This is a genomic window from Limosilactobacillus gorillae, assembly GCF_001293735.1.
In the GTDB taxonomy this organism is placed as follows: Bacteria; Bacillota; Bacilli; order Lactobacillales; family Lactobacillaceae; genus Limosilactobacillus; species Limosilactobacillus gorillae.
This window is the reverse complement of record NZ_BCAH01000027.1, coordinates 12,532-37,601: the sequence shown is the minus strand read 5'-3', so window position 1 is coordinate 37,601 and position 25,070 is coordinate 12,532. Positions and strand designations below refer to the sequence as shown.

The following is a 25,070-nucleotide window of genomic DNA, read 5'->3' as shown; positions in this document are numbered from 1 at the left end:
TTCGGTGCGTAGTTGACGGATAATAACAGTTGACGAAGCGGATGATATTTTGATGTTCGAAATAAAATTAGAGAAAATTTTCTGACTGGCGACCACTATAAATGAATGAAAGGTCATGGATAACTAACGGCGGTAAATTAGCGTTCAGACAAGGTAGTTTGAATGATCAAAATATTATAATTTTTGCAAATGGAAGCTAAAAACGACGGAGAATGATTTGACACCGTAAAAAGCATTGAATATAATTCGACTATCGAATCTTTTGATACTCGAAATACTTTTCGACAAGGTAGGTGACAAAATTGGCACTGATGACAGCACAAGAGGTGATGGATTTAATTCCGAACCGCTACCCGATTTGTTACATCGATGCGGTTGATGAAATGGAACCTGGCAAGTCGATCGTCTGTACAAAAAACGTGACGATCAACGAATCATTCTTTCGTGGCCACTTCCCGGGTAACCCGGTAATGCCAGGGGTTTTGATTATTGAAACCTTGGCCCAAGCGGCTTCGGTTTTGATCCTTAAGTCGCCCGACTTCTACAAGAAAACGGCCTACCTCGGAAGAGTCCACAAAGCGAAATTCCGCGGGATGGTTCGTCCGGGGGATGTCTTAAAACTCCACATTGACATGGAAAAGGTTCGCTCGCGAATGGGAATCGTTAAGGCTGTCGCAACGGTTGATGACCGGCGAGTTTGCAGCGCAGAGCTGACCTTTATCGTAGCGGAGCGAGAAGAGAAACTTTAGGAGCAAATTCGTTTATAATGTATTTTGATATTCAAATTATTTGAATCTCTAAAATAACGAGAGGAGAAATGCATTATGGATGACGATTACCGGGAAATCAATCAGGCCTTGGTTCGGGTTTACAACGGAATTATGTGGATTGAGGAACATGAGTTACGAAAGTCCTCCTTTTCGGACCTAACCATCAAGGAAATGCACGCGATTGATGCTATCTCGATGTACAATCACCAAACGGCCTCCCAGGTAGCCCAAAAGTTACATTTATCACCAGGAACCATGACGGCCACTACGGATCGCTTGGTTCGTAAGGGCTATGTTCAGCGCTTTCGTGATGAGAATGATCGCCGGGTGATTCGATTGGGATTGACTAAACGGGGACGTGTCTTGTACCGCTCCCACCGGGCCTTCCACAATATGATGGTGAAGAGTTTTTTGAAGGGGACCGACGAGGAACAAAAAAAGGTTATCCGCCGTTCCTTGATGAACCTGGAGGCCTTCTTAGATGAGAATTCCTGATCCTAGAAGAAAGGATGCAAGCCATGCGGATACTTGAAACCGCAAGTTACGCTCCAAAGCGAGTGGTGACCAATGACGAGTTAAGCCAGCTAATGGATACCAGTGATGAGTGGATTACCACCCGAACCGGGATTAAGCAGCGCCACATTAGTCAGGGGGAAACTACAGCGGACCTGGCCACCCGGGTTGCAGATGAGCTGTTGAAGAGGGCGGCCATCGCTCCTGATCAGATCGATCTGATTGTGGTGGCAACCATGTCACCCAACGGTTTTACCCCGGCGACGGCAGCGATCGTTCAGGGGAAGATTGGGGCTAGTAATGCTGTGGCCTTCGATCTTTCGGCGGCATGTTCGGGCTTTGTTTACGCCCTGCATACGGTTGAACGGCTTCTTAATCCAGGCCAACATGCTCTGGTAATCGGAAGCGAGGTCCTATCTAAGCTGACCGATTGGCAAGACCGATCAACGGCTGTCCTATTTGGGGATGGTGCCGGGGGTGTCTTGGTCCAAAAGGAAGCCACAGGCCCTTCGCACGTACTGGGGGAACACCTGGCCACCTTTGGTGATCAGGCCGACCAATTAAGTGCTGGAGAAACGGCATCATTGACGACTTTTCCAGGACCAGTAACTAAGTTAACGCCGTTTGAGATGAACGGGCGGGCTGTTTACCGGTTTGCCACCCATGAGGTACCCAACTCAATTAATAAAGCGGCTAAAGCGGCTGGCGTGAAGTTAGAAGACATTAAGTCCTTTATCCTCCATCAGGCCAATGCTCGGATAATTGATCAGGTTGCTAAACGGTTGAAGTTAGAGCGAAACTTATTCCCGGTTAATATTAATGAGTACGGGAACACCTCGGCGGCTAGTGAGCCAATTTTATTTGCTGAAGAAGTACAAAAGGGGCACCTTCATCGTGGTGATGTAATTGCCCTGAGCGGTTTTGGTGGTGGATTGACCGTCGGAACCATTATTTTAAAATACTAAATAATTAAAAGTGAGGAATTTTACCATGACTAAAGAAGAAGTATTTGAAACTGTTAAGGACGTTGTTGTTGAAGAATTAGATGTTGACAAAGGGAAAGTAACCTTAGACGCTAAGATCAAGGACGACCTGGAAGCTGATAGCTTAGACGTTTTTGAAATTATGAACGAATTGGAAGATAAGTTTGACATCCAATTAGATGTTGAAGAAGGGATCGAAACGATTGGCGACGTGGTCGACTTCGTTAAGAAGCAACTGGACGAAAAGGATGCCTAATGCAAATCGGGGTTCTTTTTAGCGGGCAGGGCGCCCAGAAACCTGGGATGGGGGTCGACTTTTTGGGCGACCCCCTCTTTTATCAATTAGTTAAAGAAGCAAGTGAGGTAACCGGCTTAGACATTGAAACGATCATGAAGGGTGAAAAGGGCGAACTTGATTATACAAAGTACGTCCAACCGGCGTTAGTGACCGTTTCATATGGGATTTACCGGATGTTGGAACGGGATTTAAACTTACCAGTGGCTGGTATGGTTGGGTTATCGCTTGGTGAATACGCGGCTTTGATGGCCGCTAAGGCCTTGGATTTTAAGTCCGGAATGGCCCTCTTGGCTGATCGGGCACAATATATGCAAGAAGATGCGGACCGGGTACCAACCACATTGGCAGCGATTGTGGAACCAAAGATGGAAGTTGTTATGGATTGTGTTGCTAAGTCCGCGGATGTCCACTTTGCCAACTACAACTCCCCAGCTCAAGTAGTCTTAGGGGGACCAAAGGATGACTTAGAGCAAGTGGTCAATGAAATCACGGCCCGAAAAGCAGCTAAAAAGGCAGTTGTTTTAAAGGTTTCCGGGGCCTTCCATACCCCATTTTTCAACGGGGCTCGTAAGAAAATGGAAGAGCGCTTGAAGACGGTCAACTTTAACTCACCGGTAGTTACAGTGCTTTCAAACACCACCGTGGAACCGTTCGAACGGGATGAAATTGCCGATATTTTGGCACGTCAATTAGCGGTCCCAACCCACTTTGGGGAGGACCTCGCCTACTTGATTGACCATCAAAACATTGACACAACCCTGGAAATTGGGCCGGGCAAGACCTTGACTCGCTTTGCCAAGCAAGTTGATCGTAAATTAAACCGTTACCGGATCAGCAGTCTAGCTGATTACCAGACCTTTGTTAAGGAGGTTTTTGATGGAACTCAAGGATAAAGTTGTCTTTATTACTGGCTCGACTCGAGGAATCGGTGCCGCCATGGCATTAGCCTTTGCCAAGCAAGGAAGTCGCTTAGTTTTAAATGGTCGTCATGAATTAGATGACGAAATGAAACAAAAACTGGCGACAGCCGGGGCTGACTACAAGTTCTTAATTGGCGACGTTGCTAAAGAAGAGGTAGTTAAGCAGTTAGCTAAGGAAGCATGGGATGCTTACGGGCATATTGACGTCTTAATTAATAATGCCGGGATTACCCGGGATCGCTTAATCGGTGGGATGAAGGTTGAAGACTTCGATCAGGTACTGGCGGTCAATCTGCGGGGACCATTCATGTTAATCAAGGCCCTAATCAAGAATTTCAATAAGCAGCGTTCAGGTTCGATTATTAACTTGGCCAGTGTAGTTGGCCTTCATGGTAATGCTGGCCAGGCTAACTACTCAGCAAGCAAGGCTGGAATTGTCGGCTTGACTAAGACGGTGGCTCGGGAGGGAGCCTTACGGGGAATCCGGTGCAATGCAATTGCACCAGGGATGATTGCAAGTGATATGACGGCAGCCCTCTCCGACCGGGTCCAAGAAAGTATCGTTGAGCAAATCCCGCTCAAGCGCCTCGGAACGGTTGATGAAGTGGCCCAATGTGCCCTTTTTTTAGCGCAAAATGATTACGTCACCGGCCAAGTGGTGGTTGTTGACGGTGGGATGACGATTTAGGAGGAACACAAGATGACACGGGTAGTAATCACGGGAATGGGTGCCATTGCTCCAAACGGGAATGGGGTAAACACCTTTGTAAAAAATAGCATGGCCGGTAAGGTCGGGATTAAAAAAATCACTAAGTTTGATGCTGAAGAGACCGGGATTACGGTTGCAGGTCAAATTGATGATTTCGACCCCACTGAAGTAGTTGGCAAGAAGAATGCCCGGCGGATGGACCTTTATTCCCAATACGCCATTCAAACGGCCCAAGAAGCCATTGATATGGCAGGAATTAACGAAGAAAACACCAAGCCTGAAGACATGGGGGTGATCTTCGGTTCCGGGATCGGGGGGTTGACCACGATCCAAGAACAGATCATTAAGATGCACGATAAGGGTCCCAAACGGGTTTCACCAATGTTTGTTCCAATGGCCATTTCCAATATGGCAGCCGGTAACATTGCCATTCGCTTTAACGCCCAAAACATGTGCTCGGCAGTGGTAACGGCCTGTGCTTCTGGGACCAACTCAATTGGGGATGCTTACCGCCAGATCAAGGAGGGCCGGGCCCAAGTAATGATTACTGGGGGAAGTGAAGCCTCCGTTAACGAAATTGGGATTGCCGGCTTTGCAGCCTTAACGGCTCTTTCAACGACGGAGGACCCAATGAAGGCTTCTAAGCCGTTTGATGTTGACCGTAATGGATTTGTGCTTGGTGAAGGTGGTGCCACGATGGTGCTGGAAAGTCTGGAGCACGCACAGGCCCGCGGGGCAAAGATCCTTGGTGAAATTGTTGGTTATGGGGCTACTGGGGATGCCTATCACATTACCTCACCAGACCCAACGGGTAAGGGAGCAGCCCGGGCAATGCAGCAGGCCATTGATGAAGCCGGAATCGCCCCTGACGACGTTGCCTATGTTAACGCTCATGGGACGGCCACTCACGCTAATGATTCCGGTGAAGCCCATGCCATTCAGGCGATCTTTGGAGAGGACTCGAAGGTTAGGGTTTCATCTACCAAGGGAATGACTGGTCACCTTCTGGGGGCAGCTGGGGCGGTTGAAGCAGTCTTGACCGTGGCGGCCCTACAAGAAGGACAACTTCCTCAAAACGTTGGTTGTGATAACCAAGATCCTGACTGCCCAGTTACCCTGGTAACTAAGGACAACCAGGCAGCACCGGAGGCTCGTTACGCCATTAGTAATTCCTTTGGTTTCGGGGGGCACAATGCTGTTTTAGCCTTCAAGAAGTGGGAGGACGACTAGGGATGGAACTCAAGGATTTAGAGAAATTAATGAAGGTGTTTGAAGAATCCGATAGTCGAGAATTCCAGCTTGACGATGGTGACTTCCACCTTTACTTGAGCAAAAACAAGCACCACGCCCCAGTTAAAACGCCGGCCTCAGCGGCACCAGCAGTGACACCATCTCCGGTCGTGAAGAGTGAGGCGACGCCGGTTGCAAAGAAGGTCCCAGGAATAACCGTGACGGCGCCTTTGGTTGGGACCGTCTACCTTCAGCCTAAGCCAGGAGCCCCAGCGTTTGTTAAGGTTGGGGACCGGGTCGAAGAGGGTGACGTGGTCTGCGTGATTGAGGCAATGAAGATGATGACTGAAATCAAGAGTGATCATGCGGGGGTCGTTAGTGCGATCAACGTTAAGGATGGGGAACTAGTCGAAGTGGAACAGCCCCTGATCACCATCAAGGAGGACTAACGATGAGTAAGGTAATGCTTGATAGCACGGCGATTCAAAAGATTATCCCACACCGCTACCCAATGCTTTTGATTGACCGGGTTGAAGAATTGGTGCCGGGTGAAATGGCGGTTGCTAAGCGTAACGTAACGATTAATGAAGAGGTCTTTAACGGTCACTTCCCAGATAACCCGGTTTTGCCAGGGGCTTTAATTGTGGAATCCTTGGCCCAAACTGGAGCAGTGGCCCTCTTGTCCCAAGAAGATTTCAAGGGTAAGACAGCCTACTTCGGCGGGATCGAATCCGCTGAATTTCGTAAGGTGGTTCGTCCTGGGGATACCATGAGGCTTGAAGTCCACTTAGAAAAGGTTCGGGGCCACATTGGTCTGGGGAAGGGTGTTGCGACCGTTGATGGCAAGCGGGCCTGCACGGCGGAGCTAACCTTCTTTATTGATTAGAAAAGATAGGGGACGAGAAGAATGTTTTCGAAGGTTTTAGTAGCTAACCGGGGGGAAATTGCGGTCCGCATCATCCGTTCCTTAAGGGAACAGGGGATCAAAGCGGTGGCGATTTATTCGACAGCGGACCGCGACAGCCTTCACGTTCAGCTCGCTGATGAAGCGGTGTGTGTGGGGGGCCCCCGCCCGCAAGACTCCTACCTAAATATGAAGAATATCCTTGCCGCAGCGGTTGGAACGGGAGCGCAGGCAATTCACCCCGGGTTTGGCTTCCTATCGGAAAATGCTGCCTTTGCGCAGATGTGTGATGCAGTGGGAATTACCTTTATTGGCCCTAAGGCTTCGACCATCGACCTAATGGGGAACAAAGAGCACGCTAGAGAGCAGATGCAAAAGGCCGGGGTTCCCGTAATTCCGGGCTCGGATGGGTATGTTCAAGATGTTCAGACAGCCCTTAACGTTGCAGAAAAGATTGGGTACCCAATTCTGTTGAAGGCCGCTGCTGGAGGCGGGGGGAAGGGAATTCGGAAGATTGAACGTGCTGAGGACCTGGAAAAGGCCTTCAGTGAGGCTCAAGCCGAGGCACGGGTGTCCTTTAACGATGACCGGATGTATCTAGAAAAAATTATGGTTAACGTTAAACACATCGAAGTTCAAGTCTTTCGTGATCGCTTTGGCAACGCCGTTTACTTTCCGGAGCGGGACTGCTCCTTGCAGCGTAACAAGCAAAAAGTGATCGAAGAAAGCCCTTGCCTGCTGATTTCAGAGGAAAAGCGCCAAGAGTTGGGGGCGATTGCCGTTCGGGCTGTGAACGGAATTGACTACTTAAACACTGGGACCTTGGAATTCTTAATGGATCAGGAACAAAATTTCTACTTCATGGAAATGAACACCCGGATTCAAGTAGAGCACACGGTAACGGAAATGGTTACCGGGATTGACCTGGTTAAGGCGCAGTTAGCGGTTGCGGCTGGTGAGGCCCTTCCGTTCACGCAGGATGATATTCACGCCCAGGGGGTTGCCATTGAGTGCCGAATTAATGCCGAGGATCCAAGTAAGGGCTTCTTTCCTTCAACCGGGAAGGTTAACTACTTATACCTACCGGTGGGAAACCTTGGAATGCGAATTGATACCGCATTGTACCCCGGGGTAACGGTTAGCCCGTATTACGATTCAATGGTCGCTAAGGTAATTGCACACGGTAACGACCGGGCGGAGGCTATTTCGCGTCTGAAGCGCCTCTTAAATGAAATGGTGATTACTGGGATCACGACTAACCAGAATTTCCATTTAGCAATCTTAAACGATCCGGTTTTTAACGAGGCTACCTTTACAACCAACTATTTAGAACAAGAATTCCTGCCACGCTGGAAGGGGGAAGTGGGAAGTGAGACTTTACAAGGCGAAAAACACACTCAGTGAACGTCATGTTCAGGCTAACCGCCAGGCTGATGCCAAGGTTCCTGATGACCTTTGGCGAACTTGTCCGAAGTGTCAGCGGACGTTGTTTGCTGCCCAAATGGATGAATACGCTACCTGCCCTGGTTGCGGGTATGGCTTTCGGATTAGCGCAAAACAACGCTTGAGTTGGCTGGTAGATTCAGCGATTCCAATGGACACTGATTTACAAACCAAAGACCCCTTAAACTTCCCTGGTTATGCGGCTAAGTTAGCTAAGGCCCAGGAAAAAACTGGCCTTAACGATTCTGTTTGGACCGGTCACGCCCAGATTGATAACGTGGAATTTAATTTAGGCATTATGGACCCCACCTTTATCATGGGGTCATTAGGAACGATCACTGGTGAAAAAATTACCCGTCTCTTTGAGGATGCAACCAAACGCCGTTGGCCAGTGGTGTTATTCACTGCCTCCGGGGGGGCGCGGATGCAAGAGGGAATCATGTCTCTGATGCAGATGGCTAAGGTGTCGGCAGCGATTGCCCAGCACGATGCAGCTGGGTTAATGTACATCGTGGTCTTAACCGACCCAACCACGGGTGGGGTCACCGCTAGTTTCGCCATGGAGGGGGACATAATTTTATCTGAACCACGCGCCTTAGTGGGCTTTGCGGGGCGACGGGTAATTGAACAGACCATGCACACGGAAATTCCGGCGGACCTCCAGGATGCTGAAAACGTCTTGAAGCATGGGTTTATTGACCATATCGTAGCTCGCCAAGATGAAAAATCAACATTGGCCTGGTTAATAAAGTACGGGGGGAAACAGAATGACTAAGGAAAATGCCTACGCCATTGTTCAAGCTGCCCGCAGTGCCGGAAAGGTAACTGGCCTCGAGATTATCAATCAGCTTTTTGATAACTTCTTCGAGCTGCACGGCGACCGTAATGGTACCGATGATCCGGCCATCATTGGTGGCCTGGCGACCTACCACGGCCGCCCAGTCACAGTGATTACCACCGACCGGGGGACAACGGTGGGACAACGGATTGCCAAGCATTTTGGCAGCCCGGCACCAGGTGGGTACCGTAAGGCTCTTCGCCTGATTGAAGAGGCTGCAAAGTTCCACCGGCCGGTGATTGCCCTCGTGAATACAGCAGGGGCCTATCCAGGTCAATCCGCCGAAGAACAGGGTCAAGGGGCGGCAATTGCCCAAAACCTACTTAAGATTAGCCAAGCCCAAACACCCATTATCACTTTGATTTACGGTGAAGGAGGAAGTGGGGGGGCTTTGGCCCTGGCGTGTGGGGATGAAGTCTGGATGCTTGAAAAGAGCACCTATTCCGTTTTATCCCCTGAAGGATTTGCTTCCATTTTATGGAAGGACAGTAGTCGGGCACCAGAAGCCGCCACGGTCATGAAGATGACCCCGCAGGCTCTGTTGGAGCAAGGGATTATCGAAGGGATCGTTGAGGAGCCAACCGATCATGACCAGACGATTCAAAATATTGACCTCGTCTTGGAAAAACGGTTAGCGGAACTTGTTCAACTGTCGTCAGAAGAATTGTTGAAGAGACGGCACGCACGATACGAAAAGTTTTAGGGGGATAAGTAGATTTATGGAAGGATTATTAGCAAACAAGACGATTGTGGTGATGGGGGTTGCCAACCGTCGTTCGATTGCGTGGGGCTGTGCCCAGGAAATGGAAAAGCAAGGGGCGACAGTTATTTACACCTATAACCGTGAACGTACATTGAAGCGGTTAACCAAGCTGGTGGGAGAGGAAAATACCGACCAGCTGGTGCAATGTAATGTTGCCAGTGACGAAAGTATTGAACAGGCCTTTAAGCAGATTGGTGAACGGTTTGGTCAGCTAGATGGAGTTGTGCACTCCGTTGCCTTTGCCAACCCCGCTGAATTAGGGGGAGAAATGACTAACGTTTCTCGAGAAGGCTATGCATTGGCCCAGGATGTATCAGCTTACTCACTAATCTCCGTTTGCCGTGCTGCTGCCCCGCTTTTGAAGAATCCAGCCAGTGTGGTAACGATGTCGTACTTTGGGGCGGAACGTGCCATTCCAAACTACAACGTTATGGGTGCTGCTAAGGCGGCCCTGGAAGCTAATGTTCGTTACTTAGCGCGTGACATGGGTAAAAATGGGGTTCGAGTTAACGCCATTTCGGCTGGTGCCTTAAAAACCCTGGCAGTGACGGGAATTCAAGGACATGGTGAATTATTAGCTATGTCTAAGGCCCGGACCGTAGATGGAAAGGACGTTACGATCGAAGAGGTGGGGGGCACCGCGACCTTCTTAATGAGTGATCTGTCGACGGGAGTGACAGGGGATGTCATCTATGTTGATAAAGGTGTCCACTTAATTTGATATTTATTCGCAATTATTTGAGGTCCCTCTTTAATGGGGGACCATTATTAGGTATGATTGTAACCCTATAAAGATAAAGTGGGTTACAAAGAGAAAAGGAGAAGGGGTAATGACACAAAGTCGCGTTCGTTTAACTGAATTAACTCGGGCCGGAATGGTCCTCGCCATTATCATCGTTTTAGCCTTCTTTCCGGGAATTCCGGTGGGAATTTTACCGGCCCCACTCGTGTTGCAAAATGCTGGAGTCATGCTAGCTGGGGAGCTATTGGGAGCCAAGACGGGGACCCTGGTGATGACGTGCTTCTTTATTTTAGTAGCCATTGGAATGCCATTTTTGACTGGGGGCGCTGGCGGGGTAGCCGTTTTCTTCAGTGCTTCGGCGGGTTACTTTGTCGGCTGGCTCTTCGCCCCGGCAATTATTGCTTGGATCATGAACGTTAAGGAGCAACCATCCTGGCTGTGGGAAATCATCGCCGTTGTAGTTGGTGGGGTTCTCTTTATTAACTTAGCGGGTTCAATCGGTTTAGTCTTTACCACCCACATCAGCAACCTAGCAGCTGCTTTAATCGGAAGTATGGTTTACATACCAGGAGACCTCTTGAAGGCAATTCTTTGCGTTACCATTAGCCAGCAGCTACACCAAGCGGGGTGGCGCTAATGGCTAATTCTACGAAAGAGCGTCTCTTGAACCATTTGCTTACCAGCCAGGATCGCTGGTTAGCTGGGCAAGGCTTAGCAAACAAATTGGGCGTTAGTCGCGAATCGGTCTGGAAGGCAATGCGGTCTTTACAACAGGCTGGCTACCAAATCGATTCGGACCGCAAGCGCGGCTACTGTTACCGGGGAACAGTTAAACTTTTGGCACCGGTAATTAAAGCGGCGCTAGGAGCAACCAAGGTGGACCTGGTCGTTGAAGACGAGTTGGAATCAACGCAGACCACGGCTCGTCAACTTCTGAGTACTGGTAAACATGCGGTCCCGTTAGTGGTGATAGCAGATCATCAGACCGGGGCGTACGGTCGTCGGCGACGGCCCTTCTTTGCTCCTAAATCGACGGGGTTATACATGACCATCGGCCTTCCCGATGCCTTTTTCCCGGCGTACCCAGGCCTGCTGACTACTGGGGTGGCAGTGTCGGTGGCAGCCGTTTTAAAGCATTTTTTCCCCAACCAACCCCTTTCTTATAAGTGGGTCAACGATCTTTACTTGAGGCACCAAAAGGTAGCGGGGATTTTAACCGAGATGCAAACGGACCTCGAGGCGACTAGTATCACATCACTGGTGATTGGGATTGGGATCAACTTGACCACTGGAGAATTCCCTGCCGACCTACGGGGAAAGGCAACTGGAATCGATCCACATGCCTTAATTGACCGGAACCAATTGGCTGCCGAGCTAATTAAAGCAGTGATCCACGACCTACCTGGGTACCCGAGCGGCTCATTTCTGGCCGAGTACCGAGCCCACTCACTAATCTTGGGCCGACCAATCTCTTTACAGGTGGGGACATCTTCCTTTAGCGGAATTGCCCAAAGTATTGACAACCAGGGCTGTTTAATCGTCAGGATGCCGGATGGTCAATTAAAAACCTTCTCTTCGGGAGAAGTAACTAAAGTTAACTTCTAAAAATAGAGGAGACTGTGATAAAGCCATCACAGTCTCCTTGTTATTCATTATCAAATTCTTCTAATTCTTCGGCGGCACTGGTCCACTGTTCTTCGACTTCTTCGAGCTGATTCGTGGTAGCATCTAGTTCCCTTTGTAAGTCAGTTAACTTGGTAACGTCAGTAGCCACTTCCGGATCGGCCATTTGGGTTTCGATACGTCCTTGTTGTTCAGTAAGCTGGTCCATTTGCTCCTCGAGTTCGTTAACCCTGCGTTGAAGCTTACGGCGGGCCCTTTGGTTTTCCTTGTTCTGGCGGTAAGACTGCTGGGCCGTAGAAATAGTTTTAGTTGTTTGCTTTTGATCGGGGGTTGTGGAATTATCTGCACCTTTTTGTTGATTAACCGTGATCGCCCTTAGGTAGTCGTCATAATCACCCTGATAGTGAGTTATGCCGTTTTTTTGCATTGCTAAGACGTCAGTGGCAACCTGGTTGATGAAGTAACGGTCGTGAGAGATGAAGAGAACGGTGCCGTCAAAGTCATTAATTGCCCCTTCTAAAACTTCCCGGCTGTCGATGTCTAAGTGGTTAGTTGGTTCATCAAGGATCAAGAAGTTAATCGGTTTAAAGGAAAGCTTAGTGAGTTCCAGGCGGGCCTTTTGTCCCCCGGATAGGTCGCTAACCTTTTTGTAGACGTCATCACCGACAAATAAGAAGGAGCCAAGGAGGTTGCGGATCTCGGTTTCATTAATTTCCGGATGGTCGTCCCACACCTCATCCAGCACCGTTTTTTCGGGATGAAGTTGCTGTTGCTCCTGGTCATAGTAACCAATATCGAGGTTGGCACCGAGTTTAATTGTTCCGGCCAGGGCCGGCATTTTCTTTAAAAGGGTCTTTAAAAGTGTTGACTTACCGATCCCGTTGGGGCCGATGATGCCGATGCGCTGGCCCTTTCGTTCCTTGAAGGTTAAAGGACCGGCCAAGATAGTATCTTGGTAGCCAATCTTGAGGTCCTCAACGTCGAGGACTTCGTTGCCGCTTTCTTTATTAGAAGTGAAGGAGAAGTGGATTGACTTGTCGTCGGTTTGAGGACGGTCCATGCGCTCCATCTTTTCAAGTTGGCGACGCCGGGCCTGGGCTCGTTTAGTCGTTGAGGCTCGAACAAGGTTCTTGTTGACGAAGTCTTCCAGCTTGGCGATTTCTTTTTGTTGCTGCTCGTAGTGCTTCATTTCAGTGGCTAGCCGAGCGGTTTTGTTTTTAACGAAGGCGGAGTAGTTTCCCGTGTAATGGAGTAAGGTCTGGTTATCCAGGTCGTAGACTTCATTAACCACCCGATCCAAGAAGTACCGGTCGTGAGAAACAATTAAAAGGGCGCCTGAATACCCCTTGAGGTAATCTTCTAACCAGGCTAAGACCCCCATGTCGAGGTGGTTGGTGGGTTCATCTAAGATTAGAAGGTTCGGTGCTTGTAATAAGATCTTGGCTAAGGCGAGCTTGGTCTTTTGCCCCCCGGAAAGAGAGTTGACAGGGCGTTGGTAGCTTTTTTCATCAAAACCAAACCCGGTTAGAACCCCCCGTATCCGGGAATCGACTTCATAGCCCCCAGCTTCCTGAAATTGACTTTGTACGTGGTCGTAGTCATTTAAGATTTCCTGGTAGCGGTCGGTGGCTGAATCGACCGTGGCTAGAAGGGATTCCAGCCGGTGGATCTGATCTTCCATTTCGTGAACTGGGGTAAAGACGGTATCTAGCTCCGCCCAAATTGAGTTTTGGCTGTCCAGTCCCTGATCCTGAGCCAGATAGCCAATTGAGAGCCCCTTAGCTTTGACAATCGTTCCTTCATCCGGTTGGGTGATCCCGGTAATCATCTTTAACAGGGTTGTTTTACCGGCTCCATTACGCCCAACTAAGGCAACCCGGGCGTGATCAACGACCCGGAGGTTAATATTGTGAAATAAGACGTCGGTACCGAAGCGGCGGAGGACATCATTGGTTTGAAGTAACAGCATATGGTTCGTCCTTTTCCTATTTTAGCTACTTAAAAGTTTAGCATAGTTTAGTGTAAAACCGAAAAAATAGCTGAAAAGTAATGAATGTTAGTTCACAAACTTACGATGGATTGTTAGAATAAATAAGGAATCTTATTTCACAATTAATTGAAATGGAGAAATTATTATGCCAACTCGTAAAATTCCCCGTGCCACAGCCAAGCGCTTACCCGTATACTACCGATACTTAAACGTCTTGTTGAATGCAAATAAGCGCCGGGTATCGTCAACGGAACTCTCTGAAGCCGTCCAGGTTGACTCAGCCACGATTCGGCGGGACTTTTCCTACTTTGGGGAACTCGGTAAGCGGGGGTACGGTTATGACGTTGAAAAACTGCTGAACTTCTTTAAGGGGATCTTGAAGCAAGATAAGTTGACCAGCGTTGCCTTAGTCGGGGTTGGGTCCTTAGGGTCGGCCCTGATGAATTACAACTTCCACCAGAGCACGAACTTACGAATTTCGGCAGCCTTTGATCCAAAGGAGTCACTGGCTAACACCGTTAAGAGTGGGATTCCAGTTTATCCGGTCGAAGACATGAAAAAACAGATTCGTGAACAACAAATTGATGCCGTAATTTTAACGGTGCCAGGTTCCGAATCACAAGCGGTAACTGACCAGCTAGTTGAAGCAGGGGTTCACGGAATTTTGAACTTTACGCCAGTGCGTCTATCCGTTCCAAAAGACGTCCAGGTTCAAAATATTGACCTGACTAATGAGTTGCAGACCCTGATTTACTTTATTGAAAGTAACAAGGTTACTGCTACCGAAGATAAGTAACTACAGCCGTCCGTGGGGCGGTTTTTTATTTGGTCAAAATTAGTCAGGATTTTTCGGTTGCATTCCCTCGGAAAGGTGTTATATTAGAACATGTAATTAGCACTTGGGAGCTGCGAGTGCTAGCAGTTGCTCCGCCCCCTGCTAACCACTAATCATTGATTACAAAATAATGGAGGGATAACCGTGTTAAAACCATTAGGAGATCGTGTCGTTTTAAAGGCTCAAGAAGAAGAACAGACCGTTGGGGGGATTGTTTTAGCCTCCAACGCGAAGAACAAGCCGACCACCGGATTGGTAGTTGCTGTTGGTGAAGGTCGTATGTTGGCTAATGGTCAAGTAGTGGCGGTTGCCGTTAAGAAGGGCGACAAAGTCTTGTTTGACAAGTACGCCGGCAACGAAGTGGAATACAATGGTGAAAACTACCTGGTTGTTCACGAAAAGGATTTAGTTGCGGTTGTTGACTAATAAGGATTCAATGAGGTGATATAAAGATGGCAAAGGAATTAAAGTTTTCAGAAGATGCCCGCAGCGCAATGTTACGTGGGGTTGATAAGTTAGCAAACACGGTCAAGACAACGATTGGTCCAAAGGGGCGCAACGTTGTTTTGGAACAAAGCTACGGCTCTCCAACGATCACTAATGATGGGGTGACAATTGCCAAGAGCATTGAATTAGAAGACCACTTCGAAAACATGGGGGCTAAGCTGGTTTCTGAAGTTGCCTCTAAGACTAATGACATTGCCGGTGATGGGACCACGACTGCTACCGTTTTAACCCAAGCAATTGTTACCGAAGGGATGAAAAATGTAACTGCCGGGGCTAACCCAGTGGGCATTCGTCGTGGGATTGAAAAGGCAACTGCAGCGGCTGTCGAAGGCTTGAAGAAGATGAGCCACGATGTTAAGACCAAGGACGACATTGCTCAAATCGCTTCGATCTCCGCTGCCAACAAGGAAGTTGGTAAGCTGATTGCCGACGCAATGGAAAAGGTTGGTAACGATGGGGTTATCACGATTGAAGACTCCCGTGGGGTTGACACCAGCGTTGATGTGGTTGAAGGGATGAGTTTTGACCGTGGTTACATGTCCCAATACATGGTGACCGACAACGACAAGATGGAAGCCGATCTGGATAACCCATACGTTTTGATCACGGATAAGAAGATCTCTAATATCCAAGACATCTTGCCACTTTTGCAATCTGTTGTTCAACAAGGGCGCGCCCTTTTGATCATCGCTGATGACATCACTGGGGAAGCACTCCCAACCCTTGTTTTAAACAAGATTCGGGGAACCTTTAACGTAGTTGCCGTTAAGGCACCGGGCTTCGGTGACCGTCGTAAGGCTCAATTGGAAGACATCGCTATTTTGACTGGTGGGACCGTTATTTCTGACGACCTCGGCATGCAACTGAAGGATGCCACGATCGAACAACTTGGTTCTGCCAACAAGGTAACGGTCACTAAGGACCAAACCACGATCGTTGACGGTAGTGGTGCCAAGGATGCGATTACCGAACGGGTTGAACAGATCAAGAAGGCCATTGAAGAAACCTCTTCCGACTTTGACAAAGAAAAGCTTCAAGAACGGCTTGCTAAGTTGGCTGGTGGGGTTGCCGTAGTTAAGGTTGGGGCCGCAACTGAAACTGAGCTCAAGGAAAAGAAGTACCGGATTGAAGACGCCTTGAACGCCACCCGCGCTGCCGTACAAGAAGGCTTTGTTCCTGGTGGTGGAACGGCCCTCGTTAACGTTATTCCAGCACTGGAAGAAGTTGAAGCTTCCACGACTGGTGATGAAGCAACCGGGGTCAAGATCGTTAAGGCTGCCTTGGAAGCTCCGGTTCGTCAAATTGCGGAAAACGCCGGCTTAGAAGGTTCCGTGATTGTTAACCAACTGATGCAAGAAAAGTCGGGTGTTGGTTACAACGCAGCCGATGATAAGTTTGAAGACATGGTCTCAGCCGGGATTGTTGACCCAACCAAGGTTACCCGTTCTGCTCTTCAAAACGCTGCTTCTGTTTCTGCCCTCCTCTTAACGACGGAAGCCGTTGTTGCAGACAAGCCACAACCAGCTGATGCTGCTGCCCCACAAGGACCAGCTGCTGGTGGCATGGGCGGTATGATGTAATTAAATAACGTTCTTTAAGGGACTGTGATAAAATTATCGCAGTCTTTTTTTGATTTCAATATATTGGGGTGAGTCGCATAATTTGGTGACTTACCCGGAAGTAAATGTTATGGATGGAGCTTCTTTGCCTGGCCGGGTGAGGAGGGAATTCGTACTACCGAGCAGGCCTTTTTATTGGAAACGGTGGTATTCGGTGAAATCGGGGTGTAGAATAGCTGTTGACTTATCTTTAAGAGGAGACAAAATTATGTGGCGCTATCTTAAACGTGTCTTAATCGGGAAACCTTTAAAGACGCTTGACGAAGGACAGTCACACTTGACGAAGTTCAAGGCCTTAGCCATGCTTTCGTCGGATGCCCTGTCGTCAGTTGCCTATGGTACCGAACAGATTACCACGGTTTTAGTAACCCTTTCGACGGCCGCCATCTGGTATTCCTTACCGATTGCCGGCATTGTGTTAATTCTTTTATTAGCAATTACCCTGTCTTACCGGCAGATTATACATGCCTACCCGAGTGGTGGGGGAGCCTACGTAGTCGCTACCAAAAACTGGGGGAGCAACGGGGGCTTGATTGCTGGGGGATCGTTGTTAGTCGATTATATGTTGACGGTGGCGGTTTCGACGACCTCGGGAACAGAGGCTATTACTTCGGCAATTCCATCGCTCTACAAGTACTCCGTTCATATCTCAGTAGTAATCGTTTTGATTATCATGTTCATGAACTTACGGGGGATGAGTGAAAGTGCTAACTTTCTCACCATCCCGGTCTATTTCTTCGTGATCATGATGACGGCGATGATTATTTGGGGAGGCTACAATATTGCTACCGGCCACGTTGCCTACCACGCAACGGCTAACTATGGGACGCCGGTAGCCGGGATGTCGGCGATCCTATTCATTCGTGCCTTTTCAGCTGGGTCATCTTCTTTGACCGGGGTTGAAGCGATTTCCAACGCGGTGCCGAACTTTATCCCACCCAAAAAGAAGAATGCTGCCAACACCTTGGCGATGATGAGCCTGATCTTAGCAGCCTTCTTTGCTGGGGTGACCTTCCTATCCTTTTATCTGGGGATTGTCCCTAACCCACACCACACGGTCCTTTCCCAGATTGGGGCGGCGGTCTTTGGTGGTGAAGGGTTAGGCTATTACCTCCTGCAGCTATCAACAGCCATGATCTTGGCTGTGGCAGCCAATACCGGGTTCTCAGCCTTTCCGATCCTTGCCTTTAACATGGCCAAGGATAAGTATTTACCACACGCCTTCATGGACCGAGGGGACCGGCTGGGCTACTCCAACGGGATTATTTCCTTAGCGGTCGGGGCGATCATTTTAATCATCCTCTTCCACGGGAAAACCAACCTCTTGATTCCACTGTATGCCGTTGGGGTGTTTGTTCCATTTACCCTATCGCAGTCCGGGATGATCATTCACTGGTTTGGCTTAAAGGAGGGTAGCTGGCTGGTTAAGTCCGCTATTAACCTAGTGGGGGCCTTGATTTCATTGGCCCTGGTGATTTTCTTGTTCTGGCAACACTTCTCCAATGTATGGCCGTACTTAATCATCATGCCGGTCCTTTTGTACCTTTTCCATGCTGTTCATACCCACTACATCAAGGTAGGAATGCAACTACGGGTTGCCGAAAAATCAAAGGTACAACTTCATGACTACGACGGTGCAACCGTGATTGTCCTGGTTGGGAACGTAACTCAGGTTACCAAGGGGGCTATTAACTACGCTCGCTCAATTGGGGACTACGTGATCGCCATGCACGTCTCCTTTGACGAAAACCCAGGTAAGGAGCATAAGACGGCTAATGAATTTAAGGCGGAGTTCCCGGATGTCCGTTTTGTTGATATCCATTCTTCCTATCGGTCAATTGCCGGACCAACTTTACGCTTTGTTGACGTAATTGCTAAGCGGGCAGCCGATAAGAACTACTCAACTACTGTCTTGGTACCACAGTTTGTACCGAAGCGCCCGTGGCAAATGGCTTTGCACAACCAGACTAGTTTGCGTCTACGGGCTCTGCTAAATTCGCGGGAAAACATTATTGTCTCAACGTACAACTACCATTTACACGAATAAATTACTTGGGGGGAGAGGCAGACGGCCACTCCCCCTTCTTTTAGCGGGAAAATATTTCCCGGGAAATGGGGAAATTATGAAGCGTAAATTTTTGATTGTAGCCATGGGCTTGAGCGGGGTTATCTTAATGATGTCCTTTACGATTCAGCACCAGCACTTTCACTCGGGTTTATACGGTGTTTTGGGAAGCTTTTTATTGGTTGGGGCCTACCTGATCGCCCACCTAGAAGAATGGCGGCAAGGGGAGCAACGGGTCCGCCACGTTACACTCACTTTGGCCCTCCTTTGCCTAGTCTTAGTGATCTTAAACCTATTCGAACAACTGCTTTGAAAATAAAGCGCCCCGTAAATTCGGCGTTATCCGGAATGTACGGGGCGTTATTAAGTTAATCTTTGACGGGGATCTCGTGGAAACGACGATCCTCCTTTTTTATCTTAAGTTGTTGGTTGAACCGCTCAGTAAGGGCGGTAATTTGGTTATCGAGGTCTTTTAAGTCGATAAAGACCTTGATGGTGACGTCGGTACCGTATTCCTCCCCAGCTAGGGCGAGCCCCGCTTGCTGCAGGTAGTAGTGGACCTGGTCGTTTAACTTGTAGGGGGTAGTGATTGCCACCACTTGCTGAGTAACACGTTTAACAATTCCAGCTTGGTGGATGGCATCGGTGGTGGTGTTAGAATAGGCACGAATTAAACCGCCAGCGCCCAGCTTAATCCCACCAAAGTAACGGGTAACAACGGCGCAGACGTTGTGAACGTGAGCGAGTTGTAAGGCCTCTAAGATAGGGACACCGGCCGTACCACTTGGTTCACCGTTATCACTTTCCCGCTGGATTTGATCCTGGTTGCCCAGCAGGTAGGCGTAGCAATTATGGGTGGCCTTACGGTTTTGTTTGCTGATGGTGGCGATGAAGTTTTGGGCGGCCTGCTCGTCTTCCACCCGGGCCAGGGTGCAAATAAAACGTGACTTTTTAATAATGGCTTCGTATTCAGTTCCACTTTGAATGGTTAAGTAGGATTCTGTCAAAAATATTTCTCCTTACGTCAGTTTAGTAATTTTCCCCGTATTTAAATGATAAAGGGGGAGTGAAATGCAAAAAGAGCAACTGTATGGGCGACGGGTGTTAATTAATCAGGCCCAGCCGGCCCCGTTCGGGTTAGTAGGTGAAAAAACGATGGTCATCCGGGGGAGTGTGGTGATTTGCCGACGCTGCAATGCCCGGCTCAAAAAGACGGACGTGGCCTTGCCGGACGGGTCCTGTTACTGTCCAGTGTGCCTGAATTTGGGGCGGGTGACAAGTCATGATTATTTTTATCACCTTGAAGAGCCCAATCACTTCTCGCCTCTGCCGGATCCCTGTTCCTGGCAAGGACAGTTAAGCCCACTTCAGGAAGTGGTAGCAAGGGAAGTGGCGAGGGGGATGGCCGAGCACCACCACCGGCTTTTGTGGGCGGTAACTGGGGCGGGAAAGACGGAAATGATCTTTCTGGCACTAACGGAGGCACTTAAGCGGGGCGAACGAGTAGCCATCGCTTCCCCGCGGGTTGACGTATGCTTAGAGCTGTACCCGCGCCTGCAGGCAGCCTTTAAAAAGGTGCCGATCGCCCTTTTGCATGGTAAGAATCCTCAGCCGTATCAGTACCGCCAGTTAACAATCTGTACCACCCACCAACTGCTCCGATTTTACCATGCCTTTGACAACTTAGTGATTGATGAGGTAGATGCCTTTCCCTTTGCCAGTGATCCCGGCCTCCACTTTGCCGCTAGTCAGGCAATCAAAGAGGATGGCGGGCTGCTTTATTTGACTGCCACCCCCAGTAAGGAACTCTTGGAAAGGGTACGCCAGAAGAAACTAAAGGTATCCTACCTACCTCAGCGGTTTCATGGCCATCCCTTACCCCAAATTCAAACGGTTCTAGTGGGGAGGTGGCGAAAAAAATTAAATAAGGGGGTCTTGCCACGTCAAACCAAGACCTGGTTAGTAACGAGGATTAAACGACACCAGGAATTCCTCCTCTTCGTCCCCCACGTGGTCGATCTGGTCCCAATAGCCAGAGCCCTTAAAAACGAGCTGGGAGCTGTTAAGTTTATGACCGTTCACGCCAGTGACCCCGACCGCCTAGATAAGGTTCAAGCTATGCGCGATCATCAATTGGCTTTTTTGGTGACGACAACGATTTTAGAGCGTGGGGTGACCTTCCCCGGAATTGACGTGGGGGTCCTAGGGGCCGATTCGGAGATCTTTTCAACGGCAGCCCTGGTACAGATTGCCGGCCGGGTTGGGCGGTCTCTTGAGCGACCTGGGGGCGCCGTTACCTTTTGGATTCAGGAAAATTCGCGCCGGATTGAAGAAGCCCGGCGCCAGATTGCCGAGATGAACCGACGCGCGAGGAAGTTAAAATGAAATGCTTACTGTGTAACGCTCTAATCAAGTGGCACCCACCGATTAGGGATCTTTTATCTTTGAAGGCTTTACGGTCCCCGCGGCTATGTAAGAACTGCCGTAGTCGTTTTATTCCCTTAGCAGGTGGAAAGGGCTGTCCCGGCTGTCAGCGGCAAGGCTTTAATCAAATTTGCCCGGAATGTCAGGCATGGCAAGAGCGGGTCGGTTTTTGCTTATCAGTCCGGGCGTGCTTTAGCTACAATGAAGCGATGAAAGAGTTTATGCACGCCTATAAGTTTGCCGGAGATTACCGGTTACACCAGGCCTTTAGTTTCGAGCTAACGGCCTTAGTGAAAGAGAGTGGTGCTGAGGTGGTGATTCCACTCCCGCTTCACCCGGCAACCCAAAAGGAGCGAGGTTTTAATCAGGTTAAGGGGTTATTGGAGTGCCAATATCAATCACTTTTAATCACGAAGGACCAGGAAAAGCCACGCCCCCAATCGGTTAAGAATCGCCAAGAACGCTTGGCCACTCCCCAGCCCTTTAGGCTCCTTTCATCTAATAAGGTTGCCGGTAAATCGGTCGTCTTGGTCGACGATGTTTTTACAACCGGGAGAACAATGTATCACGCGGCTGAATTGATCAAGGATGCTGGATGCAAGACAATTTGTGGGGTAACGTTGGCTAATTAAGAGATAGTGGAAGCGATTTCCAGATCTTGTTTGTTAAATGCGATTTAATCCCTTATAATAAAGATAGGATATGAGAAGAGTGGTCCTTCTGATATCAGAACAAGCCGGTGCTTGTACTGAAAGGAGAGAAGTGCAATGTTAAAATTCAATATTCGTGGTGAAAACGTTGAAGTTACTGATGCCATTCGTGATTACGTGGTGAAGCGGATCTCCAAGTTAGAGCGGTTCTTAGAACCTAACGTGGAAGCTAATGCTCACGTTAACCTGAAGGTGTACTCTAACCGTACTTACAAGGTGGAAGTAACGATCCCGTTGCCTTACCTGATGCTTCGGGCAGAAGAAACCTCTAACGATATGTACGGCAGTGTCGATCTAGTTACTGATAAACTAGAACGTCAAATTCGCAAGTACAAGACAAAGGTTAACCGTAAGTCACGGGAAAAGGGCTTTAAGAACCTTGAATTTGTTGACACTTTGAGTGAAGAAGCAGAGGCGAGCGACAGTCTGAAGATCGTTCGGACCAAGCAGATCTCCCTGAAGCCAATGGACTCTGAGGAAGCCGTTCTTCAGATGGACATGTTGGGCCACGACTTCTTTGTTTACCAGGATGCCGAAACGAACGAGACTAGTGTGGTCTACCGTCGTAATGATGGCCGTTATGGGTTAATCGAAGTCAACTAAAACTAGTAAAAAAGGGGCGGTGATCATTTTGTCACCGCCTTTTTTAGTTCGAGTGATTAGTTTTCATTGCAGGTCCAAACATGGTAAAATTGAAAGTTGATAAGATTATCTCGATGAAAAAAGGGGATGGCAAGCGGCCAGTGATTCCCCAAATCTTAGAATAAAGGGAAGGGACGCTTAATGGCGAATATACTCAGAAAGTGGATTGAAAGCGACCGGCGTGAACTGCGGCGAATTAACCGTCTTGCTAACCGGGTTGATGGTTACAAGGACCAAATGGCCAAGTTAACCGATGATGAATTAAAGGCCAAGACACCGGAATTCCGGCAACGGATTCAGGATGGGGAAGACTTAGATCACCTCTTACCAGAAGCCTTTGCCGTTGCCCGGGAAGGGGCTAAGCGGGTCTTAGGACTGTTTCCATTCCACGTCCAGATCATGGGGGGGATCGTTTTACACGAAGGGAACATTGCCGAAATGAAGACCGGGGAAGGGAAAACTCTAACCGCTACGATGCCTGTGTACCTTAACGCCTTGAGTGGCAAAGGGGTTCACGTTATCACCGTTAACGAATACCTATCCGAACGGGATGCCGAAGAAATGGGACAGCTGTACCGCTGGCTGGGCTGCTCGGTCGGGGTCAATGGGGCTCAAAAGTCACCGGATGATAAGCGGAAAGCCTACGCTTGTGACATCATGTACTCGACGAACAGTGAAATTGGATTTGATTACCTACGCGATAATATGGCCGTCTACAAGGAAGACCAAGTTCAGCGCGGACTTAACTTTGCCATTGTCGACGAAGTGGATTCAATCTTAATTGATGAAGCAAGAACGCCCTTAATTATTTCGGGGCCGGGTACGGGGACGTCAAAACTTTACCAACAGGCTGATCGTTTTGTTAAGACCTTAAAGAATGAAGCAGATTATAAGATTGATCTGGAATCCAAGACGGTTTCCTTAACCGATGAAGGGATCAAGAAGGCCGAAAAGTACTTTAACTTAAAAAACCTTTATGACCCGGAAAATACCGCTTTGACTCACCACTTAGACCAGTCCCTGCGGGCTAATTACATCATGCTCTTGGATAAGGACTATGTGGTTAATGATGGCGAAGTCTTAATTGTTGACTCCTTTACTGGACGGGTAATGGAAGGACGACGCTTCTCCGATGGCCTCCACCAAGCGATTGAAGCTAAGGAAGGTGTTGAGATCCAGGAAGAAAACAAGACGATGGCCAACATCACCTACCAAAACCTCTTCCGGATGTATTCTAAATTAGCCGGAATGACTGGGACGGCCCGAACGGAAATGGAAGAATTCCGTGAAATTTACAACATGGAAACGATCACGATTCCAACTAACCGGCCAGTTGCCCGGCTGGATGAACCAGACCTTTTGTACCCAACTTTAGAAAGTAAGTTCCGGGCCGTGGTTAAGCGGATCAAGGAGCTGCATGAGAAGGGACAACCAGTCCTGGTAGGGACGGTGGCCGTTGAAACGTCTGAGTATTTATCACACCTCTTGGACCAAGAAAAGATTCCACACGTGGTCTTGAATGCCAAGAACCACGCTCGGGAAGCCGAGATCGTTAAGAATGCCGGGCAAGTCGGGGCGGTAACGATTGCTACCAACATGGCCGGACGGGGAACCGACATTAAGCTCGGCCCTGGGGTTAAGGAAATCGGCGGTCTAGCGGTCATTGGGACTGAACGGCACGAATCTCGCCGGATTGACAATCAGCTCCGGGGACGGTCTGGTCGGCAGGGGGACCCTGGTCTATCCCAGTTCTACCTATCCTTAGAAGACGACCTGATGAAACGTTTTGGGGGCGACCGGATTAAGAACTTCTTGCAACGGCTTCAAACTGACGAAGATGACGAGGACGTGGTCATCAAATCCCGCTTCTTAACCCACCAGGTGGAATCGGCCCAAAAGCGGGTTGAAGGGAATAATTACGACTCACGGAAAAACGTTTTGCAATATGACGATGTGATGCGTGAGCAACGTGAAATTATTTACCGGGAACGTCAGCAGGTTATTACCGAAACTGACTCACTCAAGTGGGTCCTAATGCCGATGGTTACACGGACCATTGAGCGAGCCATCGATGCCCACACCCTGGGTGATAAGAAGGATTGGAAACTACAAGAAATCGTTGACTTTGCCGTTGAAGTTTTGGTCAAGCCGGATCAGATCAATGTCTCCATGCTGGAAGGTAAATCCAAGGCCGAAATGGTCGACTTACTGACGGACTTTGCCGAGCAGGTTTACGAAGAAAAGAAGCACCAACTTTACGACGACTCCCAGATGCTGGAATTCGAAAAGGTTGTGATCTTGCGGGTGGTTGATGCCCACTGGACTGACCATATCGATGCCATGGATCAATTCCGCCAGTCCGTTGGGCTACGGGGCTATGGACAGCAGAACCCGCTGGTTGAGTACCAAACAACTGGTTACCGGATGTTTGAACAGATGGTCGCCGATATTGAATACGAAACGACTCGGCTGTTCATGAAGTCAGAAATTCGGCAAAATGTAACGCGTTAAAAACTAGGCGGTGGCAGTCCGAAACGGTACC

At 49.0% G+C, this 25,070-nt stretch carries 26 protein-coding genes; 24 read left to right on the top strand and 2 right to left on the bottom strand.

The window, feature by feature from the left end; all coding sequences use genetic code 11:
- Nucleotides 1-302 precede the first annotated feature (302 nt).
- The 15 genes from fabZ (AOQ57_RS05560) to AOQ57_RS05490 all read left to right on the top strand — a co-directional run bounded on the left by fabZ (AOQ57_RS05560) (nt 303) and on the right by AOQ57_RS05490 (nt 11,718).
- On the top strand, nt 303-749 hold the full coding sequence (fabZ, locus tag AOQ57_RS05560) for a 3-hydroxyacyl-ACP dehydratase FabZ (protein ID WP_093626013.1): 447 nt from the start codon (nt 303-305) through the stop codon (nt 747-749).
- 75 nt (nt 750-824) lie between these two features.
- Nucleotides 825-1,265 carry a MarR family winged helix-turn-helix transcriptional regulator gene (locus AOQ57_RS05555; RefSeq protein ID WP_093626011.1) on the top strand — a complete coding sequence of 147 codons (441 nt, stop codon included), beginning with the start codon at nt 825-827 and terminating at the stop codon, nt 1,263-1,265.
- Nucleotides 1,266-1,279: 14 nt separating this feature from the next.
- Nucleotides 1,280-2,248, top strand: coding sequence for a beta-ketoacyl-ACP synthase III (locus AOQ57_RS05550; protein WP_167336633.1), 969 nt, complete (start codon nt 1,280-1,282; stop codon nt 2,246-2,248).
- Between the two features lie 25 nt (nt 2,249-2,273).
- Entirely contained in the window at nt 2,274-2,522 is a 249-nt protein-coding gene (locus tag AOQ57_RS05545; RefSeq protein ID WP_093626007.1) for an acyl carrier protein, read from the top strand.
- Entirely contained in the window at nt 2,522-3,457 is a 936-nt protein-coding gene (locus tag AOQ57_RS05540; RefSeq protein ID WP_093626005.1) for an ACP S-malonyltransferase, read from the top strand. Before AOQ57_RS05545 ends, AOQ57_RS05540 begins: the two co-directional genes overlap by 1 nt.
- Complete coding sequence (locus tag AOQ57_RS05535; RefSeq protein WP_093626002.1) at nt 3,441-4,172, top strand: 3-oxoacyl-ACP reductase family protein; 732 nt, start codon at nt 3,441-3,443, stop codon at nt 4,170-4,172. Before AOQ57_RS05540 ends, AOQ57_RS05535 begins: the two co-directional genes overlap by 17 nt.
- Before the next feature lie 12 nt (nt 4,173-4,184).
- The gene (fabF, locus tag AOQ57_RS05530; protein WP_093626000.1) at nt 4,185-5,423 is read left to right on the top strand and encodes a beta-ketoacyl-ACP synthase II; all 1,239 of its coding nucleotides are present in this window, start codon (nt 4,185-4,187) and stop codon (nt 5,421-5,423) included.
- A 2-nt stretch (nt 5,424-5,425) separates the two neighbouring features.
- Nucleotides 5,426-5,872, top strand: coding sequence for an acetyl-CoA carboxylase biotin carboxyl carrier protein (gene accB / locus AOQ57_RS05525; RefSeq protein ID WP_093625997.1), 447 nt, complete (start codon nt 5,426-5,428; stop codon nt 5,870-5,872).
- 2 nt (nt 5,873-5,874) lie between these two features.
- On the top strand, nt 5,875-6,309 hold the full coding sequence (gene fabZ / locus AOQ57_RS05520) for a 3-hydroxyacyl-ACP dehydratase FabZ (protein ID WP_162200220.1): 435 nt from the start codon (nt 5,875-5,877) through the stop codon (nt 6,307-6,309).
- A 21-nt stretch (nt 6,310-6,330) separates the two neighbouring features.
- Complete coding sequence (gene accC / locus AOQ57_RS05515; protein WP_093625995.1) at nt 6,331-7,731, top strand: acetyl-CoA carboxylase biotin carboxylase subunit; 1,401 nt, start codon at nt 6,331-6,333, stop codon at nt 7,729-7,731.
- A complete protein-coding gene (locus tag AOQ57_RS05510) occupies nt 7,697-8,545 on the top strand; it encodes an acetyl-CoA carboxylase carboxyltransferase subunit beta (protein WP_093625993.1) in 849 nt (282 codons plus the stop codon). Before accC ends, AOQ57_RS05510 begins: the two co-directional genes overlap by 35 nt.
- A complete protein-coding gene (accA, locus tag AOQ57_RS05505; RefSeq protein ID WP_093625991.1) occupies nt 8,538-9,311 on the top strand; it encodes an acetyl-CoA carboxylase carboxyltransferase subunit alpha in 774 nt (257 codons plus the stop codon). Before AOQ57_RS05510 ends, accA begins: the two co-directional genes overlap by 8 nt.
- A 16-nt stretch (nt 9,312-9,327) precedes the next feature.
- On the top strand, nt 9,328-10,092 hold the full coding sequence (gene fabI, locus AOQ57_RS05500; protein ID WP_093625989.1) for an enoyl-ACP reductase FabI: 765 nt from the start codon (nt 9,328-9,330) through the stop codon (nt 10,090-10,092).
- Nucleotides 10,093-10,201: 109 nt separating this feature from the next.
- The gene (locus AOQ57_RS05495) at nt 10,202-10,750 is read left to right on the top strand and encodes a biotin transporter BioY (protein WP_093625987.1); all 549 of its coding nucleotides are present in this window, start codon (nt 10,202-10,204) and stop codon (nt 10,748-10,750) included.
- Nucleotides 10,750-11,718, top strand: a complete 969-nt coding sequence (locus AOQ57_RS05490) for a biotin--[acetyl-CoA-carboxylase] ligase (RefSeq protein WP_093625985.1) — start codon at nt 10,750-10,752, stop codon at nt 11,716-11,718. The genes AOQ57_RS05495 and AOQ57_RS05490 overlap by 1 nt, the downstream gene beginning before the upstream one ends.
- Before the next feature lie 40 nt (nt 11,719-11,758).
- Here the strand turns inward: AOQ57_RS05490 and AOQ57_RS05485 are convergent, their stop codons facing one another.
- Nucleotides 11,759-13,705 carry an ABC-F family ATP-binding cassette domain-containing protein gene (locus AOQ57_RS05485; RefSeq protein WP_093625983.1) on the bottom strand — a complete coding sequence of 649 codons (1,947 nt, stop codon included), beginning with the start codon at nt 13,703-13,705 and terminating at the stop codon, nt 11,759-11,761.
- Nucleotides 13,706-13,871: 166 nt separating this feature from the next.
- Here AOQ57_RS05485 and AOQ57_RS05480 point away from each other — a divergent pair, with 166 nt between their 5' ends.
- The 5 genes from AOQ57_RS05480 (at nt 13,872) to AOQ57_RS05460 (ending at nt 19,065) form a co-directional block, all read left to right on the top strand.
- A complete protein-coding gene (locus tag AOQ57_RS05480; RefSeq protein ID WP_093625981.1) occupies nt 13,872-14,522 on the top strand; it encodes a redox-sensing transcriptional repressor Rex in 651 nt (216 codons plus the stop codon).
- A 183-nt stretch (nt 14,523-14,705) separates the two neighbouring features.
- Nucleotides 14,706-14,987, top strand: a complete 282-nt coding sequence (groES, locus tag AOQ57_RS05475; RefSeq protein ID WP_093625979.1) for a co-chaperone GroES — start codon at nt 14,706-14,708, stop codon at nt 14,985-14,987.
- Nucleotides 14,988-15,013: 26 nt separating this feature from the next.
- Nucleotides 15,014-16,648, top strand: a complete 1,635-nt coding sequence (gene groL, locus AOQ57_RS05470) for a chaperonin GroEL (RefSeq protein ID WP_093625978.1) — start codon at nt 15,014-15,016, stop codon at nt 16,646-16,648.
- 247 nt (nt 16,649-16,895) lie between these two features.
- Nucleotides 16,896-18,734 (top strand): potassium transporter KimA, encoded by a 1,839-nt coding sequence (gene kimA, locus AOQ57_RS05465; protein ID WP_093625976.1) that lies wholly within the window; start codon nt 16,896-16,898, stop codon nt 18,732-18,734.
- Nucleotides 18,735-18,810: 76 nt separating this feature from the next.
- Nucleotides 18,811-19,065 (top strand): hypothetical protein, encoded by a 255-nt coding sequence (locus AOQ57_RS05460; protein WP_093625974.1) that lies wholly within the window; start codon nt 18,811-18,813, stop codon nt 19,063-19,065.
- Nucleotides 19,066-19,120: 55 nt separating this feature from the next.
- Here AOQ57_RS05460 and AOQ57_RS05455 read toward each other — a convergent pair whose 3' ends face one another.
- Nucleotides 19,121-19,759, bottom strand: a complete 639-nt coding sequence (locus tag AOQ57_RS05455; protein WP_093625972.1) for a YigZ family protein — start codon at nt 19,757-19,759, stop codon at nt 19,121-19,123.
- 64 nt (nt 19,760-19,823) lie between these two features.
- On the opposite strand from AOQ57_RS05455, the gene AOQ57_RS05450 reads away from it, so the two are divergent.
- The 4 genes from AOQ57_RS05450 to secA all read left to right on the top strand — a co-directional run bounded on the left by AOQ57_RS05450 (nt 19,824) and on the right by secA (nt 25,039).
- Nucleotides 19,824-21,137 carry an ATP-dependent helicase ComFA gene (locus tag AOQ57_RS05450; RefSeq protein WP_093625970.1) on the top strand — a complete coding sequence of 438 codons (1,314 nt, stop codon included), beginning with the start codon at nt 19,824-19,826 and terminating at the stop codon, nt 21,135-21,137.
- A gap of 260 nt (nt 21,138-21,397) precedes the next feature.
- A complete protein-coding gene (locus tag AOQ57_RS08300) occupies nt 21,398-21,808 on the top strand; it encodes a ComF family protein (RefSeq protein WP_235789012.1) in 411 nt (136 codons plus the stop codon).
- A 135-nt stretch (nt 21,809-21,943) separates the two neighbouring features.
- Complete coding sequence (hpf, locus tag AOQ57_RS05440; RefSeq protein WP_093625966.1) at nt 21,944-22,489, top strand: ribosome hibernation-promoting factor, HPF/YfiA family; 546 nt, start codon at nt 21,944-21,946, stop codon at nt 22,487-22,489.
- Nucleotides 22,490-22,669: 180 nt separating this feature from the next.
- Nucleotides 22,670-25,039, top strand: a complete 2,370-nt coding sequence (secA, locus tag AOQ57_RS05435) for a preprotein translocase subunit SecA (protein WP_093625964.1) — start codon at nt 22,670-22,672, stop codon at nt 25,037-25,039.
- Nucleotides 25,040-25,070 lie beyond the last annotated feature (31 nt).

Excerpts from the sequence above, each read along its gene's own strand:
- hpf (WP_093625966.1), top strand. The coding sequence starts at position 21,944 with ATGTTAAAATTCAATATTCGTGGTGAAAACGTTGAAGTTACTGATGCC.
- AOQ57_RS05535 (WP_093626002.1), top strand. The coding sequence starts at position 3,441 with ATGGAACTCAAGGATAAAGTTGTCTTTATTACTGGCTCGACTCGAGGA.
- AOQ57_RS05450 (WP_093625970.1), top strand. The coding sequence starts at position 19,824 with ATGCAAAAAGAGCAACTGTATGGGCGACGGGTGTTAATTAATCAGGCC.
- AOQ57_RS05540 (WP_093626005.1), top strand. The coding sequence starts at position 2,522 with ATGCAAATCGGGGTTCTTTTTAGCGGGCAGGGCGCCCAGAAACCTGGG.
- fabF (WP_093626000.1), top strand. The coding sequence starts at position 4,185 with ATGACACGGGTAGTAATCACGGGAATGGGTGCCATTGCTCCAAACGGG.
- fabZ (WP_162200220.1), top strand. The coding sequence starts at position 5,875 with ATGAGTAAGGTAATGCTTGATAGCACGGCGATTCAAAAGATTATCCCA.
- AOQ57_RS05555 (WP_093626011.1), top strand. The coding sequence starts at position 825 with ATGGATGACGATTACCGGGAAATCAATCAGGCCTTGGTTCGGGTTTAC.
- accC (WP_093625995.1), top strand. The coding sequence starts at position 6,331 with ATGTTTTCGAAGGTTTTAGTAGCTAACCGGGGGGAAATTGCGGTCCGC.
- AOQ57_RS05495 (WP_093625987.1), top strand. The coding sequence starts at position 10,202 with ATGACACAAAGTCGCGTTCGTTTAACTGAATTAACTCGGGCCGGAATG.
- AOQ57_RS05480 (WP_093625981.1), top strand. The coding sequence starts at position 13,872 with ATGCCAACTCGTAAAATTCCCCGTGCCACAGCCAAGCGCTTACCCGTA.
- AOQ57_RS05460 (WP_093625974.1), top strand. The coding sequence starts at position 18,811 with ATGAAGCGTAAATTTTTGATTGTAGCCATGGGCTTGAGCGGGGTTATC.
- AOQ57_RS05485 (WP_093625983.1), bottom strand. The coding sequence starts at position 13,705 with ATGCTGTTACTTCAAACCAATGATGTCCTCCGCCGCTTCGGTACCGAC.
- AOQ57_RS05545 (WP_093626007.1), top strand. The coding sequence starts at position 2,274 with ATGACTAAAGAAGAAGTATTTGAAACTGTTAAGGACGTTGTTGTTGAA.
- AOQ57_RS05550 (WP_167336633.1), top strand. The coding sequence starts at position 1,280 with ATGCAAGCCATGCGGATACTTGAAACCGCAAGTTACGCTCCAAAGCGA.
- secA (WP_093625964.1), top strand. The coding sequence starts at position 22,670 with ATGGCGAATATACTCAGAAAGTGGATTGAAAGCGACCGGCGTGAACTG.
- kimA (WP_093625976.1), top strand. The coding sequence starts at position 16,896 with ATGTGGCGCTATCTTAAACGTGTCTTAATCGGGAAACCTTTAAAGACG.
- groL (WP_093625978.1), top strand. The coding sequence starts at position 15,014 with ATGGCAAAGGAATTAAAGTTTTCAGAAGATGCCCGCAGCGCAATGTTA.
- accA (WP_093625991.1), top strand. The coding sequence starts at position 8,538 with ATGACTAAGGAAAATGCCTACGCCATTGTTCAAGCTGCCCGCAGTGCC.
- AOQ57_RS08300 (WP_235789012.1), top strand. The coding sequence starts at position 21,398 with ATGCACGCCTATAAGTTTGCCGGAGATTACCGGTTACACCAGGCCTTT.
- AOQ57_RS05490 (WP_093625985.1), top strand. The coding sequence starts at position 10,750 with ATGGCTAATTCTACGAAAGAGCGTCTCTTGAACCATTTGCTTACCAGC.
- fabI (WP_093625989.1), top strand. The coding sequence starts at position 9,328 with ATGGAAGGATTATTAGCAAACAAGACGATTGTGGTGATGGGGGTTGCC.
- accB (WP_093625997.1), top strand. The coding sequence starts at position 5,426 with ATGGAACTCAAGGATTTAGAGAAATTAATGAAGGTGTTTGAAGAATCC.